Below are 14,442 nucleotides of genomic sequence, written 5' to 3' on the forward strand. Positions count from 1 at the left end.
AAAATAAATACAAGGAGTGAAATATGGATAAACAGATGATGATTTATCTGGCGATTGGTGTAGTAATTGGTTTTATTATCGGGTTTATTTTAACTAATATGTTTAGTAAAAAAGGTCGTGAGTTTGCAAAAGTAAAACGTGAACTTGAACAGACACAAGAAGAGCTTAAAACACAAAAACAGACTATTGTTAAACACTTCTCACACAGTGCAGAAATATTAGATAATATGGCTAAAGAGTTCCGTCGCCTTTATCAACATATGGCTGAAAATTCAGGTAAATTCTCGTCTGATGACGATATCACAGCTATCGCTTTAGATATGAATAAAGATGCAGATATCAAAACAGAAATCACACTTGAAAAGCAACCTAAAGACTATTCTGATAACCCTTCTGGTTTATTTAAAACAGACGAAAATAAATCTTAACTAGCTCTAACTCTTTTCGCCAGTGTTATCTGGCGGAACATTAATGTAAAAAAATCAATTGTTAAAAACGAGAGTGTTTTATGATTAATAATTCTTTACCAAAACCAAAAAAATTATTTAGTGCAATTGCATTAACGTTAGGTATGGTCTTATCAGGGTTACCCAATGCCTATGCTACTCTCCCTGCCATTTCAACAGGAGATAACGCATCACAACCTAGTTTAGCGCCTATGTTAGAAACGGTATTACCTTCTGTCGTTAGTATTAAGGTAGAAGGAACAGCACAAATGCAAACTAATATTCCGGAAGAATTTAGACGATTTTTTGGTTACCCAGATAGCCAATCAAGATCCTTTACCGGTCAAGGATCGGGTGTGATTATTGATGCTGATAAAGGCTATATTGTCACCAATAATCATGTGATTGATAATGCCGATACCATTACAGTGGTATTGAATGATGGTCATGAATATAAAGCAAAATTAATAGGTAAAGATCCGCAAAGTGATATCGCGCTACTAAAGGTTGAAGATGCTAAAAAATTAACTGCCATTAAATTAGCCGATTCAGATAAAATGCGCGTAGGTGATTTTGTGGTCGCCATTGGTAACCCATTTGGAATTGGTCAAACTGTTACTTCTGGTATTATTTCAGCCTTAGCGCGTAGTGGGCTGAATATGAATGGTTTTGAAAACTTCATACAAACCGATGCTTCAATTAATCGTGGTAATTCAGGCGGTGCATTAGTGAATTTAAACGGTGAATTAGTTGGCATTAATACTGCAATTATTGCGCCTAGTGGTGGCAATGTGGGTATTGGTTTTGCAATTCCAAGTAATATGGTAAAAAACTTGACGTCTCAACTTATTGAATACGGTGAAGTTAAGCGTGGTGTACTTGGTATTAAAGGTAATGAGTTAACCTCGGATATCGCCAAAGCTTTCGATCTTGACGTGCAAAAAGGTGCCTTTGTAAGTGAAGTGATTGATGATTCCGCCGCTAAAGATGCGGGTATAAAATCGGGTGATGTCATTATATCAATGGATGGCAAACCAGTTGATAGTTTTGCCGAATTACGCGCTAAAATTGCCACTACTGGCGCTGGTCGAACCGTAAAATTAGGTTTGATTCGTGATGGTAAAGAGATGACAGTGGATGTTACACTAAAAAATAGTGATGAATCTTCAACTGAAGCGAAATCATTGCATCCTGCTCTTGAAGGTGCAACATTAAGCAATGGTGATATTAAAGGTAAAAAAGGTGTATTAATCGAAAGTATTGCTAAAAATTCGCCAGCATCACGATTAAGTTTACAAGAGGGCGACCTTATTACTGGCGTAAATAAAGAAAGAATCAATAATATTGCTGATTTACGTAAAATTATTGATAGTAAACCATCTGCTATTGCTTTAAATATTGTGCGTGGTGATAGCCAGCTTTATCTTATTTTACGCTAATTAATGCGTTAGCTACATGTCGCCGATAGCATTATCGGCGAAAACTAAAATTCTAACCTGCCATTAGATATGATAAAATCATCACTATTCATTCTTATCTAGATACCTCTGATAATGCTTAAAAAATTTTTATGGCCAATGTTGATTGGTGCGGTTTTAGCGATTGTATTATTAATTATCTTTCCATCCTTGCGCAATGGAACTCAGTCAAATTTTCCAAGATCGATTTTTAATAATGATCCCATGAGTTATTCCGATGCGGTAAAAGTTGCTGCACCAGCGGTAGTTAATATTTATAGTCGCTCTATTAATTCTCTGCCCAAACAACCTCAAGATAGTGCAATTACGCCATTGGGTTCGGGTGTGATCATGAGCGACCATGGCTATATTATTACCAATTATCATGTGGTGGATGGTGCAGAACAAATTATTGTCGCTTTACAAGATGGTCGAATATTTGAAGCTTTATCGGTTGGCACTGATAAACTTGTTGATATTGCGGTATTAAAGATTGACGCAAGTAATATTCCAACTATACCTATTAATCCTAATCGCGAGCCTAAAATAGGTGATGTGGTTCTCGCCATTGGTAATCCTTATAATATTGGGCAAACGATCACCCAAGGTATTATTAGTGCGACAGGTCGTGATGGATTAAGTCCTTATCGAAGACAAAACTTTATTCAAACCGATGCATCAATTAACCATGGTAATTCAGGGGGGGCCTTAGTTAATAGTAAAGGTGAATTAGTCGGTATTAATACCTTAACCTTTGCTAAAAATCTAGGTAATGAAGTGCCTGAAGGTATCGGTTTTGCTATTCCTACCGCTTTAGCTGTTAAAATTATGAATAAATTAATTCAAGACGGTAAAGTGATTCGGGGCTATATCGGTATTGATGGGTTAGAGTTTGCCCCGACTCAAAATCCGAGTGATCCACCGGTTGTATTAGGCATTTTGGTGACTAATGCGGAAGGGCCGTCATTACAAGCAGGTGTTCAAGCTAATGATATTTTGATTATGGTCGATAATAAACCGGTCAAATCCATTGTTGAAACAATGGATAGAATTGCAGAGTTGAAACCGGGCACAACAATCCCCATTATTGTATTACGTAATGGAGAAAGAGTTGAACTTCAAGTGACAATAGGTCAATTACCCGTTTAACTATTTTGTTACTTGATTATAGCCACTATAGGGCGTATAATTTGCGCCCTTATCATGTTTTTTTAACACTCGTATGGTGTTTAGATTTTGCTTTTAGCCATCTATATAGCGATACGAACAAACTTAAGAGGTTTATTATGAAAGAAGGTATCCATCCTCAATATACAGCCATTACAGCAACTTGTTCATGCGGTAATGTGATCAAAACACATTCAACTATTGGTCACGATATTCATCTTGACGTATGTGGTGAATGCCATCCATTCTACACTGGTAAACAACGTGATGTTGCAACTGGTGGACGTGTAGATAAATTCAAACAACGTTTTGCTATGGTTGGCGGCAAAAAATAAGATTGTAATGAATCATTATCAAAAAAGGCGCTTAATGCGCCTTTTTGTTTTTACTATGCTTTGGAATTTCATTTTATTCATCGATTAAGCTGGGATCAATGCCTAAATTACGCATTATTTTTTGAGCTTGCATTGGAATAACATCTTCACGATCTTTTTGTAAATCCTCATCACAAGGTAAAGGTTGACCAGTGTAGGCATGCAAAAAGGCTTCACATAATAATTCACTATTTGTGGCATGGCGTAAATTATTTACCTGTCGGCGAGTACGTTCATCAGTTAATATTTTTAGGACTTTTAACGGAATTGACACTGTAATTTTTTTTACTTGCTCACTTTTCTTACCATGCTCTGCATAAGGGCTTATATATTCGCCATTCCATTCCATCATTGTTCACCAGTATTACATTACAATTAATGTGGATAATTTTATCGTTTTTTTTTAATAACTGCAATCTACACATCGAGACAGTTAGACGTCTAGACATGTTGACGGCTTTATTTATTGTGCTATTCTTATACAAAAGGTATCTAATAATAAATAAACGTTTTAGGATGATATTATGGCTAGCCAATCAAGAAATTTAAGCCAAGGAACAATTGCTGTTCGTGGTGGATTAAATACTGATGATCAATATGGAAGTGTTGTTCCAGTGATTACACCTTCAACTTGTTACCGCTATCAAGAGTTCGCTACACCAAGACAATTTGATTACGCGCGTAAATCTAATCCAAGTCGGCGATTAGTAGAACAAACTGTTGCTAAGTTAGAGGGTGGGGCAGATGCAATTTTGACTAATTGTGGTATGTCAGCTATTCATTTGGTTAGTGTTGCATTATTAACCCCCAATGATTTAGTTGTGGCACCTCACGATTGTTACGGTGGCAGTTATCGTCTTTTTAATAGTTTGAGTGAGCGAGGTTATTTTAAAACTAAATTTGTCGATCAATCCGATCCTATTGCATTAAAACAAGCATTGAGTTTAGGGCCTAAATTAGTTTTAATTGAATCACCAAGTAATCCATTATTACGCGTGGTGGATATTCAAGACATTACTCGTCAAGCGCATCAAGCCGGTGCTATTGTTTTGGTTGATAATACTTTTATGACGCCTATTTTGCAAAAACCTTTAGAACTTGGTGCCGACATCGTCACCCATTCTTGTACTAAATTTTTAAATGGCCATTCTGATTTATTGGCAGGAATTTTGGTGTTTAAGGATCAACAACTTGCAACAGATGTGTTATGGTGGGCAAACAATATTGGTACCTTGACTTCATCATTTGATAGTTACCTGTTATTGCGTGGTTTACGTACTTTAGCTGCTCGAGTGAAATTACAACAAGATAATGCGCAAAAAGTAGTGGAATTCTTAGTTAATCATCCTAAAGTTGCAAAAGTTTATCATCCTTCTTTATCGAGTAACCTTGGACATGACATAGCCAAAAAACAACAAAAAGGCTTTGGTTCACTGTTAAGTTTTGAACTTGCAGGTCAAGCAGAGGTTATGCCAAAATTTTTAAAGGCACTCAATATTTTTACCTTAGCGCAATCATTAGGCGGTGTCGAAAGCTTAATTTGCCACCCTGCAACGATGACGCATTCTGGAATAAGTGCAGAAGCGCGTAAAACTGCTGGTATTTCAGACCAGTTATTGCGTATTTCAGTAGGGTTAGAAGAGGTAGATGATTTATTAGCTGATTTACAGCAAGCATTATCGGTTATTTAAACTATTTTTTAGATGATATGGGGATGATGACAAATTATTATTTTCATTATTCCCATTGCGATTAATAGCGCTAAGTTTGGTGACTTAACTCGCTAAATTAAAATAGTCATTCGTCATTTTTTCGATAGCAGCAAGCATGTCATCAACAGTATGTTTTCTGCTTCGACCACATACTTTAGCCATATCTTGACATACCAAACATTGTCTGGATTGATGTCCTAATTGCGTACGTGAAACACTTTGCTCAGTTTTCGCATCAATAACATCGATATCCCATAATCGACCTAATGGATGATTGTTTTCAATTTCGATACAAAGCTGTTTTAATTGATCACTTGAGCATTCGACTGAAATTATTGCTTCATAACCTGTTAACGCACAGAATTGCTCTTCATGTATAATTTGAAGCATATTTTTTGCTAATAAATGGTGAATAGCGGTTATCGCTTCTCTAAACAATACCTTAGTGCCAGTACTCTTTTTTATTGGACCAGGAATGACTAAACTAAGCGAAATAAGTGGAAAAGGGTAACACTTAATTGCGTTACGCTGATGCTCGACTCGTTGTTCTTTGGCCAATAACATCTGTTCAAGGTTAACTGGCGTACCATCATCGAATTTCAATAATATATTAGTCATAATTGAAAAGCATGACATCGTTAGATGTCATGCTATAAAGTGATAAATTAATCTTTAACTTGACGAACAACATCAATGACTGAACCATCACGGAAGTGAACAATACCCACAATTTTATCTTCAAATTCAATTGGTTTTGGTTCACCTGTTAATGAAACAGCACGTTGATATAGCTCTTCAATGGTCATGACCGGTAAATTTGCTGCTTTTAAACGTTCTGCTATTTCAGGACGAGCAGGATTAACCGCAATACCATGATCGGTTACAAGTACATCAACACTTTCACCTGGCGTTACAATAGTGGTGACTTTTTTAATGACTGTAGGAATACGGCTACGAATTAATGGTGCAACAATAATGGTTAAGTTTGCACCGGCTGCTGTATCACAGTGCCCACCTGATGCGCCACGCATCACGCCATCAGAACCCGTTAACACATTAACGTTGTAATCAAGGTCAATTTCTAGTGCACTCAGGATAACAATATCTAATTCATCAACACTTGCACCTTTAGATGCAGGGTTAGCATAGACATTTGTTGATACTTCAATATGATCTTTATTTCTACCTAAAGATTGACCGGCTGCGCCATCAAAGCTTTGTGTATCTAATAAACGTTTTACTAATCCTTTTTCATGCAAATCAACAATACTTGCTGTGATACCACCTAATGCAAATGATGCAGTGATATTTTTAGCACGCATACGATTTTCTAAAAAGCGCGTTGCCGCGGTTGAAGAAGCACCAGAACCGGTTTGGATAGAAAATCCATCTTTAAAATAACCTGAATACTCAATTACATCAGCTGCGTAACGTGCAATCATAAGTTCACGTGGATTGCTGGTAATACGTGCAGCCCCTACGCTAATTTTAGTTGGGTCACCAACCTCATCAACTTTCACAATATAGTCAACTTGATCTTGGCGAATAGATGCAGGATGGTTAGGATAACCAACGATGTCTTCAGTAAGTAATACCACTTTTTTAGCAAATTGGGCATCAACCATGGCATAACCTAGCGCACCACATTGTGATTTACCTGATACACCATTCGCATTGCCTTGCTCATCAGCAGTTGAAACAGCTAAAAATGCGATATCAATATTAATTTCACCACTTTGGATAAGTTTTACTCGTCCACCATGTGAATGAATATGGACAGGGTTTTGCATTAAACCATGTGAAATTGCATCAGCTAATTTACCACGTAAACCAGACGTATAAATTTTTGTGATTACGCCTGACTCGATATGTGGAATTAGTGCTGAGTTACAGCTTAACAATGAGCTTGAAGCTAAAGTTAAGTTTTTGATACCTAACTTACTAATCGTCTCGACAACTTTGTTAATAACCTTATCACCTTCACGAAATGCGTGATGGAAAGAGATGGTCATACCGTCACGTAATTCACATTTGTGTATTGCTTGTTCAATAGAATCACATAATTTTCGTGTATATTTAGACTCATCTTTTAAATAGGGAGTGGTTGTATTCGCGTCAATAAATGGCGTAATATTCTTGAGATCGGGATGCTGTTTAAGCAAATCATCAATTTTTTTGTTTATAGAAGTAGTCATTTTGTCATCCTATCAAAGTTCTTTACGTACACCGGAATATTTTGCTAACTCAATAACTTTTCTAGCGCGTTCAATAATCGGTGCATCAATCATTTTGCCATTTAGAGAAATAACGCCTAGGCCTTTTCTTTCTCCTTCTTCTGCTGCTTCAACCACTTTTTTAGCATTTTCAACATCAGCAGCTGTTGGCGCATATGCATTATGTAGTAATTCGATTTGTCTTGGATTAATCAGTGATTTACCGTTATAACCTAGTTTTTTAATTAGGCTAACTTCTTTTAAGAAACCTTCATCGTCATTAACATTGGAATAAACCACATCAAAGGCATCAATTTTTGCCACACGTGCTGCATGTAAAACTGCACAGCGAGCATAAAACAGTTCGGTACCATCACCACGCTCAGTTTGCATGTCAACTAAATAGTCAAATGCAGCTAGCGCAATACCGATTAAACGAGGAGAAGATTTAGCAATAGAAACAGCATTAACCACACCTTGTGCAGATTCGATTGCTGCCATTAACTTAGTACTACCCACTTCTCGACCACACTCTTTTTCGATTCGTTCAACGTGTGCTTCAAGTTCATGAATATCTTCTGCTGAGTTTGTCATTGGTAAACGAACCACTTCAACACCGGCACGTACCACAGCTTCAAGGTCTTTTAAACCAAATGGGGTATCTAACGCATTAATTCTTACAACCGTTTCGATACCATGTTCTTTATAAACAGGTAGTAATAATGTTTGTGCAACTAATAAGCGAGCCGAATCTTTTTCTTTAATTGAAACCGCATCTTCAAGGTCAAACATGATTGAATCTGGTTTATATACGAAAGATGTTGATAACATTGCTGCATTTGCGCCCGGAAGAAATAACATACTGCGACGTAATTTTTTCATAGTAATTTACTCCAATCTAAGTTTTCTTCTTCAGCGCCGCGTAATACTGCACATTGAATTCTTGCTTTAATCGCGCAATCTAGCGCACCTTTATCATCGATAATTATCATGCCATCGGTTACATTCAGATCACGTAATGTTTGATCGACAACTGCACGAATTTGATCGCCGAATTGTTTATTAACATCACTATTAATAACAATTTCTATCCCTGTATTTGGCATAACTTTGACTAACAAATCACTCGATTCGAGAGTCCCAGCCATGGCTTCTTTTTGTATTTTCATTTTTTTACCTTTTAAAATGTATTAAATTTTAAATTTATCCAAATTAGCTGAAAGATAGTCCCAAGTTGTTGTTGGAACTAACTGTTTTATTTGTTCATATTGCCCCGATGCTAATAATTTTCTAACTAATGATGCCGATATAATCGTATCGCCTTCGGTTTTTCGCTCAATTTCAACAACAGTAATTGGTGATGAATGGCTAACCGTATTATCCATAAGCCAATAGCGCATAGCTTCATTATAGGCTTTAGTCACTTCATCATTCGGTTCAGTTCCAACGAAGCGGTAGCTGATATTTAGCGCTGGGGCGATATAATTTCGAAAAATAAGCAGGTCGATTCCCATATAAGCGTAATTGATCTTCGCTTTATCTTTTAAAAAATAAGTAGGGAATGTTGCTCTTGAAATAATATAAGGTGAACTTGCATGGACTGTCACATTCTTGAACTGTTTGGTACCTTCTTGTACTAACTTTATTCGAGTTTCAAATGAAAATAATGAGGCATTTTCATTGACAACAAAAACATGCAACCAGTCACATTGATTTGCCGCATATTCGACAAGATATTGGTGACCTTTGGTAAAAGGGTTCGCATTCATCACAATGCTACCAATCTTTTTACCTTCTTGTTGTAGGCTACTAAGTTGTTTACAGTACTGTTGAATACCAACAGGGGTGTTTTCCATCAGCACAACAAGATTTGTTATTTCAACAATAGGATAAAAACCGCATCCCTTAAAAAAATCAATATTTTCAGGTTTTGTATATAAAAATAGATGAAAATAGCCTTGTTCGTTGGCATATTTTATAGTGTGATCCATTAAGGTTAAATTAAGCTGATTACCTCGATATTCTGGATCAATAGCAACACATTTGATGATGTCACGGTCCATACCTGCACAAGCAATAATTTTACTGTTAATTTTTGCTACTGTAAAAATGGTCACTTGAGAGTCTAAGTCAAGATCTGATAACGCGAGTAACTGTTTTATCGCTTGATAATCTTGTTCTGACTTCGAAATATCAATAACTTCATAATCAGCTAAATCATACATAATGTTACCTTTTTTCTGCAACAACAGTGTTAGTTAGACGTCCGATTTTAGTAATTTCTACTTCTATTTTATCACCATCTTGCATAAACACAGGTGGATGACGTTTTTTTCCTACCCCACCTGGTGATCCTGTTAGGATAACATCACCCGGCGATAAATGTGTAAAAGTACTGATATATGCAATTAATTCAGGTACAGTATGAACCAAATTAGAAATTGAGTCATGCTGCATTTGTTGACCATTTAGGTAAGTGGTCAGTGATAATACAGTCGGATCAGGAATTTCATCAGTGGTTGTTAAATTTGGACCAAATGCGCCAGTACTTGGCCAATTTTTACCAGCTGTAAACCAAGTATATTGCCAATCACGAATAGAACCATCCATGTAACAACTGTAACCTGCTACGTGTGATAAAGCATCTTCTTGCTTAATTCTAAAACCAAATTTACCAATAACAATGGCTAATTCACCTTCGTAATCTAACTCATTTGTAATAGCAGGTTTAATAATATTGGTTTTATGACCAGTTTGTGAATCAGGAAAACGAACAAATAATGTCGGCGCAGAACTGGTTTCATTAAATTCTGCTCGTTTTTCTGCATAATTCATTCCTACACATAGAATTTTGTTAGGATTTGGAATGACTGGTAAATACGTAATGTCTTGTTCATCAATGTCACATGGTGCGTCAAGAAAGGTTTTGGCAATAGATAATCCTTCTTTGTCTGCAAGTAATGATTTTAAGTCGACGTATTTATTGTCTAATTTTTTTCTTAAATCAATAATGCCATTTTCAGTGAGAAGACCAAAACTTGCTCGATCAGAGACAAGATAACTGACAAGCTTCATGAAAACTCCTTAAAAGCTGTTTATGTTGATTGTAAATACAAAATAAAAATGAACAACCTTAGTATAAACCAAGGTTGCTCTTAAATATGTTAAAACTATACTAAGAAATTGCCGAGAATGAGTAATGATACTGATACATTGATCGCACCACCGATACGGGTAGCAATTTGAGCAAATGGCATTAATTCCATACGTTCAGCGGCAGTTAAGATAGCAACGTCACCTGTTCCACCTTGACCGCTTTGACAACATGAGATTACTGCTGCATCAACTGGATACATGCCTAATTTTTTAGCTACAAAGAATCCAGTGGTAACTAAACTAACAACAGTACACACAATAACTGTCAAGTTTACTAATGTAAAGGCTGATACAATTTTATCCCAAGGTGTGATTGCGACACCTACAGCAAATAAGATTGGGTAGGTAACAGAGGTTTGGAAGAATTTGTAAACCACTTGTGAACCACTTAATACTTTTGGTGAAACACCTGATACTAATTTTACAAGAACTGCAGCAAATAACATACCAACTGGTGCAGGAATACCTGTTACTTTATGACCAATCATACCAACCATATAAAGAATAGCGGCTAATAATACACCTGAAGCAAAAGTTGTTACATCAATAACTGAATCAGCTTTAGTTGTTTTACTGCCAGCAATATCGTTTTCATCCGCTGGTAATAAACGACCATTACCGGTTAAATGTGGATACGCTTTACCAATACGGTTAAGAACACCACCACAAATAATACCTGTTAAACCACCTAACATAACAATTGGTAATACTCGGCCAAGCGCTTCACCTTGTTCCATACCTAAAATTGCAGCATAGCCAATTGAAAGTGGGATTGCACCTTCACCAACGCCACCTGCCATGATAGGTAATACTAAGAAGAAGAATGTTTCAAATGGTGTTAAACCAAGTAGATAACCTACACCTACACCAACAAGCATTCCGACAATTTCACCGCAAACCATTGGGCCAAAGATTTTTAAGAAACCTTGAATAAGGGTTTTCTTATCCATGTTCATGATACTACCAACGATGATACAACAAATGTATAAATAAAGAATGTGAGTATCTTTATAGAACTTCGTTGTCGCTTCAACAACCGGTTTAGGTAGAATGCCATAATAGACTAAAGCAGACGGAATAAAGGTTGCACAAATTGCCGCTGCACCCATTTTACCTACGATTGGCAAACGTTTACCAATTTCGCCACATAAAAAACCAAAAAAGGCACAAGTAACGACCATCACTACGATTTCACTTGGTAGTTTGCCTGTTACTAAAACTTCAGCGAAAATTAAGATACCCGCTATAATAAATAGCGGTAAAGGAATCACACCAATTTTATAATTATCCATAAGTTTCCACCATCCGTATGGCCAAAACTTTTGCGTGTTACATTCGCTTTGTATGTTATCTTTAACCGTTTCATTCTGCTTTTTTTCAACTGAATTGAAATCCACCATATTTTTTTTATCTCCAAAATATTTTTGCTTTGTTTGAATGGCGCATATAGTGACAAAATATTAATACTATTTTTGTGATATAAATCATAAATTGACAGTGGTTTTTATGGTTTTAAAGGCTCTATGTTTTTTAATCATGTGTTAAACTCACCATTAGCGATATTAAATAGACAATTAAGTATAAAAATGCGAAAACGTATTCATCTATCATTTACAACAAAATTATTTTTCTCTCTTTTAATTTTTTCATTAATTATTCTAGCTTTACTACAAAGCTATATATGGAATTTGACAGAAACCTCGCTGTATCGAAGTTTAGGCGAAAAAGCACAAATTCAAGCCAAGGAACTGGCTGTTATACCGAGTTTAATCAAGTATGTTGAAGAAAGAGATACTGATAAAATAGCACAATTGATTTCGGATATTTATGAACAAAGCGACGCAAGCTATATTGTAATTGGCGATGCTCAGGCCTATCGTTTATATCATACCGCAAATAGTGCATTAAATTCCCCTATGGTTGGTGGTGATAATCACGAAGTGTTAAGTGGTAATAGTAGTGTTACTATAAGCCAAGGCTCACTAGGTTTAGCCCTGCGCGGAAAAGCACCAATTATTGATAAGGGTAAAGTTATTGGTATTGTTTCGGTTGGTTATATGATTGATGACATTCATGTCTTACATGTTAATCAATTTATTCCGATTATTATTTTTTGTTCACTCCTATTTTTGGCATTGTTTATTTTTTCATTTTGCTTTTCTAAATCCATCAAAAAGCAGATGTTTAATTTAGAACCAAACGAAATTGCATTACTGGTTAAAAGTCAAAAATCGATTATGGAGTCAATTTTTGAAGGCATTATCGCAATTGATCTTAACTACAAAATAATCAATATCAATCAATCGGCAAGAAGTATGTTAAACTTTAATAATGATGATGATGATTTGCTTAATCATAATCTACGTGATTTTATTCAATCTAATGATTTTATTTATGGTAGCGATAATCAAAATCAAGATATCCATGATTATATTTGTTATTTTAACGAAACGAGTGTTATTGCTAATAGGATTAGAATTATTGTTGATGATAAAATACAAGGTTGGGTAATCACATTTCGTAACTTCAACGATATTAACGTATTAAGTATGCAATTGACCCAAGTTACCCAGTATGTTGATAATTTAAGGGCAATTAGGCATGAACACCTAAACTGGATGGCAACGTTATCTGGTTTAATTTATATGAAGCGTTATGATGAGGCACAGTCATTTATCGCTTTACATTCAGCTGATAATCAAAATAATTTAGATTTCATTACCCAGCATTTTAAAATAGCCGCTATTTGTGGATTATTAATTGGTAAATATTCAAAATCACATGAAATTGGTTTGAACTTAATATTTGACCCGGCGTGTCAATTAAATGCATTACCTGCTTCAATATCTGAAACTGAATTTATGTCTATATTGGGTAATCTGCTTGATAATGCATTTAATGCGTGTTTAAAAAACGATAATGGTGATAAATCCATTTATTTATATATAAGTGATGCTACAGACGAAATTGTCATTGAAGTAAGCGATCAAGGTTGTGGGGTAGAAGAAGAGCTTCGAGACTCTATCTTTGAACCGGGCGTTACTTCACAAGATAGTAAAGAACATGGTATTGGTTTACACCTTGTGTCAACCTACATAAAAAAGGCAAATGGTTATATTACATTTGGAGATAATCAGCCTTACGGAACAATTTTTTCCGTTTTTATACCAAAAAAATAGAGGTTAAAGTATGCAAGAAAATAAAGAAGATGCTATTAAAGTTCTCATTGTTGAAGATGAGCCTATTTTAGCTGAATTAAATGCTGATTTTATTCAGCGAGATACAAAAGTAAAAGTCGTTGGTATTGCTTCCAATTTAGAGGAAGCAAAAAAGATGGTAGAAAAGTTAAAACCCACTTTAATTTTATTAGATAACTATTTACCCGATGGTAAAGGGATTGAATTATTCGAATATATTATTAATAACAACTTAAATTGCTATGTTATTTTTATTACCGCAGCTAGCGATATGGATACTTGTAGTAAAGCCATTAGATATGGAGCATTCGATTATTTAATTAAACCGGTGTCTTATCAACGTTTAAAACACTCGTTAGCACGTTTTGAACTGTTCTTATATCGTCAAAGCTTACAAAAACATGTCAATCAGCGAAGAATTGATGAACTGTTCAACCTACAAACCAAAGATTTTGTTGATATTAATCGTCATTCAAAAGGGATAGAGGAAATTACCTTGCAAAAGGTTAAAGATCTTTTTATGCATACCGATACCCCTCAAACCGTTGATGAAATTGTTGAAAAAGCAAAAATCAGTAAAACTACAGCTAGACGCTATTTAGAGTACTGTGTTCAAACTAAAGTATTAACTGTCGAACTTAATCATGGAAAGATAGGCCGCCCTGAAAGATTGTACAAACGTTTAGGTAAATAGTTATTGTTGTTAGGTTAATTATTTGC

The 14,442-nt window shown here is 35.5% G+C and carries 14 protein-coding genes and 1 pseudogene; 7 read left to right on the plus strand and 8 right to left on the minus strand.

Going from position 1 to position 14,442, the window contains the following annotated elements; genetic code table 11:
• Positions 1-23: 23 nt before the first annotated feature.
• The 4 genes from J3U56_RS00645 (at position 24) to rpmE (ending at position 3,405) form a co-directional block, all read left to right on the plus strand.
• Positions 24-428 carry a YhcB family protein gene (locus J3U56_RS00645; protein WP_267333722.1) on the plus strand — a complete coding sequence of 135 codons (405 nt, stop codon included), beginning with the start codon at positions 24-26 and terminating at the stop codon, positions 426-428.
• Positions 429-508: 80 nt separating this feature from the next.
• Positions 509-1,885 carry a Do family serine endopeptidase gene (locus J3U56_RS00650; protein ID WP_323849430.1) on the plus strand — a complete coding sequence of 459 codons (1,377 nt, stop codon included), beginning with the start codon at positions 509-511 and terminating at the stop codon, positions 1,883-1,885.
• A gap of 114 nt (positions 1,886-1,999) precedes the next feature.
• The gene (gene degS / locus J3U56_RS00655) at positions 2,000-3,052 is read left to right on the plus strand and encodes an outer membrane-stress sensor serine endopeptidase DegS (protein WP_267333721.1); all 1,053 of its coding nucleotides are present in this window, start codon (positions 2,000-2,002) and stop codon (positions 3,050-3,052) included.
• A 137-nt stretch (positions 3,053-3,189) separates the two neighbouring features.
• Positions 3,190-3,405: a 50S ribosomal protein L31 gene (gene rpmE / locus J3U56_RS00660; RefSeq protein ID WP_065634733.1), complete on the plus strand. Its 216-nt coding sequence runs from the start codon at positions 3,190-3,192 to the stop codon at positions 3,403-3,405.
• Between the two features lie 73 nt (positions 3,406-3,478).
• Here the strand turns inward: rpmE and metJ are convergent, their stop codons facing one another.
• On the minus strand, positions 3,479-3,796 hold the full coding sequence (gene metJ / locus J3U56_RS00665; RefSeq protein ID WP_267333720.1) for a met regulon transcriptional regulator MetJ: 318 nt from the start codon (positions 3,794-3,796) through the stop codon (positions 3,479-3,481).
• A 172-nt stretch (positions 3,797-3,968) separates the two neighbouring features.
• Here metJ and metB point away from each other — a divergent pair, with 172 nt between their 5' ends.
• Entirely contained in the window at positions 3,969-5,135 is a 1,167-nt protein-coding gene (metB, locus tag J3U56_RS00670) for a cystathionine gamma-synthase (protein ID WP_267348337.1), read from the plus strand.
• An 84-nt stretch (positions 5,136-5,219) separates the two neighbouring features.
• Here metB and citX read toward each other — a convergent pair whose 3' ends face one another.
• The 7 genes and pseudogenes from citX to J3U56_RS00705 form a co-directional block, all read right to left on the minus strand.
• Positions 5,220-5,774, minus strand: coding sequence for a citrate lyase holo-[acyl-carrier protein] synthase (gene citX / locus J3U56_RS00675; RefSeq protein WP_267366333.1), 555 nt, complete (start codon positions 5,772-5,774; stop codon positions 5,220-5,222).
• Between the two features lie 47 nt (positions 5,775-5,821).
• Positions 5,822-7,351 carry a citrate lyase subunit alpha gene (citF, locus tag J3U56_RS00680; RefSeq protein ID WP_267348336.1) on the minus strand — a complete coding sequence of 510 codons (1,530 nt, stop codon included), beginning with the start codon at positions 7,349-7,351 and terminating at the stop codon, positions 5,822-5,824.
• A gap of 12 nt (positions 7,352-7,363) precedes the next feature.
• On the minus strand, positions 7,364-8,251 hold the full coding sequence (citE, locus tag J3U56_RS00685; protein ID WP_267343632.1) for a citrate (pro-3S)-lyase subunit beta: 888 nt from the start codon (positions 8,249-8,251) through the stop codon (positions 7,364-7,366).
• On the minus strand, positions 8,248-8,538 hold the full coding sequence (gene citD / locus J3U56_RS00690; RefSeq protein WP_065634739.1) for a citrate lyase acyl carrier protein: 291 nt from the start codon (positions 8,536-8,538) through the stop codon (positions 8,248-8,250). The genes citE and citD overlap by 4 nt, the downstream gene beginning before the upstream one ends.
• Positions 8,539-8,559: 21 nt before the next feature.
• A complete protein-coding gene (gene citC / locus J3U56_RS00695) occupies positions 8,560-9,594 on the minus strand; it encodes a [citrate (pro-3S)-lyase] ligase (protein WP_267333715.1) in 1,035 nt (344 codons plus the stop codon).
• A 4-nt stretch (positions 9,595-9,598) separates the two neighbouring features.
• Positions 9,599-10,444, minus strand: coding sequence for a fumarylacetoacetate hydrolase family protein (locus J3U56_RS00700; protein WP_267333714.1), 846 nt, complete (start codon positions 10,442-10,444; stop codon positions 9,599-9,601).
• Between the two features lie 95 nt (positions 10,445-10,539).
• Positions 10,540-11,829, minus strand: a pseudogene (locus J3U56_RS00705) (2-hydroxycarboxylate transporter family protein); the annotation flags it as partial.
• Positions 11,830-12,111: 282 nt separating this feature from the next.
• Between J3U56_RS00705 and J3U56_RS00710 the strand changes: the two are divergent.
• Positions 12,112-13,704 (plus strand): ATP-binding protein, encoded by a 1,593-nt coding sequence (locus J3U56_RS00710; RefSeq protein WP_267333713.1) that lies wholly within the window; start codon positions 12,112-12,114, stop codon positions 13,702-13,704.
• Between the two features lie 10 nt (positions 13,705-13,714).
• Positions 13,715-14,416, plus strand: a complete 702-nt coding sequence (locus J3U56_RS00715; protein WP_065634742.1) for a response regulator — start codon at positions 13,715-13,717, stop codon at positions 14,414-14,416.
• Positions 14,417-14,442 lie beyond the last annotated feature (26 nt).

This window comes from Gilliamella sp. B2824, from assembly GCF_026536245.1.
Lineage (GTDB): Bacteria > Pseudomonadota > Gammaproteobacteria > Enterobacterales > Orbaceae > Gilliamella.

What these genes read in the sequence shown, in the direction of transcription:
- J3U56_RS00645 (WP_267333722.1), top strand. Translation starts at nt 24, where the DNA reads ATGGATAAACAGATGATGATTTATCTGGCGATTGGTGTAGTAATTGGT.
- J3U56_RS00650 (WP_323849430.1), top strand. Translation starts at nt 509, where the DNA reads ATGATTAATAATTCTTTACCAAAACCAAAAAAATTATTTAGTGCAATT.
- degS (WP_267333721.1), top strand. Translation starts at nt 2,000, where the DNA reads ATGCTTAAAAAATTTTTATGGCCAATGTTGATTGGTGCGGTTTTAGCG.
- rpmE (WP_065634733.1), top strand. Translation starts at nt 3,190, where the DNA reads ATGAAAGAAGGTATCCATCCTCAATATACAGCCATTACAGCAACTTGT.
- metJ (WP_267333720.1), bottom strand. Translation starts at nt 3,796, where the DNA reads ATGATGGAATGGAATGGCGAATATATAAGCCCTTATGCAGAGCATGGT.
- metB (WP_267348337.1), top strand. Translation starts at nt 3,969, where the DNA reads ATGGCTAGCCAATCAAGAAATTTAAGCCAAGGAACAATTGCTGTTCGT.
- citX (WP_267366333.1), bottom strand. Translation starts at nt 5,774, where the DNA reads ATGACTAATATATTATTGAAATTCGATGATGGTACGCCAGTTAACCTT.
- citF (WP_267348336.1), bottom strand. Translation starts at nt 7,351, where the DNA reads ATGACTACTTCTATAAACAAAAAAATTGATGATTTGCTTAAACAGCAT.
- citE (WP_267343632.1), bottom strand. Translation starts at nt 8,251, where the DNA reads ATGAAAAAATTACGTCGCAGTATGTTATTTCTTCCGGGCGCAAATGCA.
- citD (WP_065634739.1), bottom strand. Translation starts at nt 8,538, where the DNA reads ATGAAAATACAAAAAGAAGCCATGGCTGGGACTCTCGAATCGAGTGAT.
- citC (WP_267333715.1), bottom strand. Translation starts at nt 9,594, where the DNA reads ATGTATGATTTAGCTGATTATGAAGTTATTGATATTTCGAAGTCAGAA.
- J3U56_RS00700 (WP_267333714.1), bottom strand. Translation starts at nt 10,444, where the DNA reads ATGAAGCTTGTCAGTTATCTTGTCTCTGATCGAGCAAGTTTTGGTCTT.
- J3U56_RS00710 (WP_267333713.1), top strand. Translation starts at nt 12,112, where the DNA reads ATGCGAAAACGTATTCATCTATCATTTACAACAAAATTATTTTTCTCT.
- J3U56_RS00715 (WP_065634742.1), top strand. Translation starts at nt 13,715, where the DNA reads ATGCAAGAAAATAAAGAAGATGCTATTAAAGTTCTCATTGTTGAAGAT.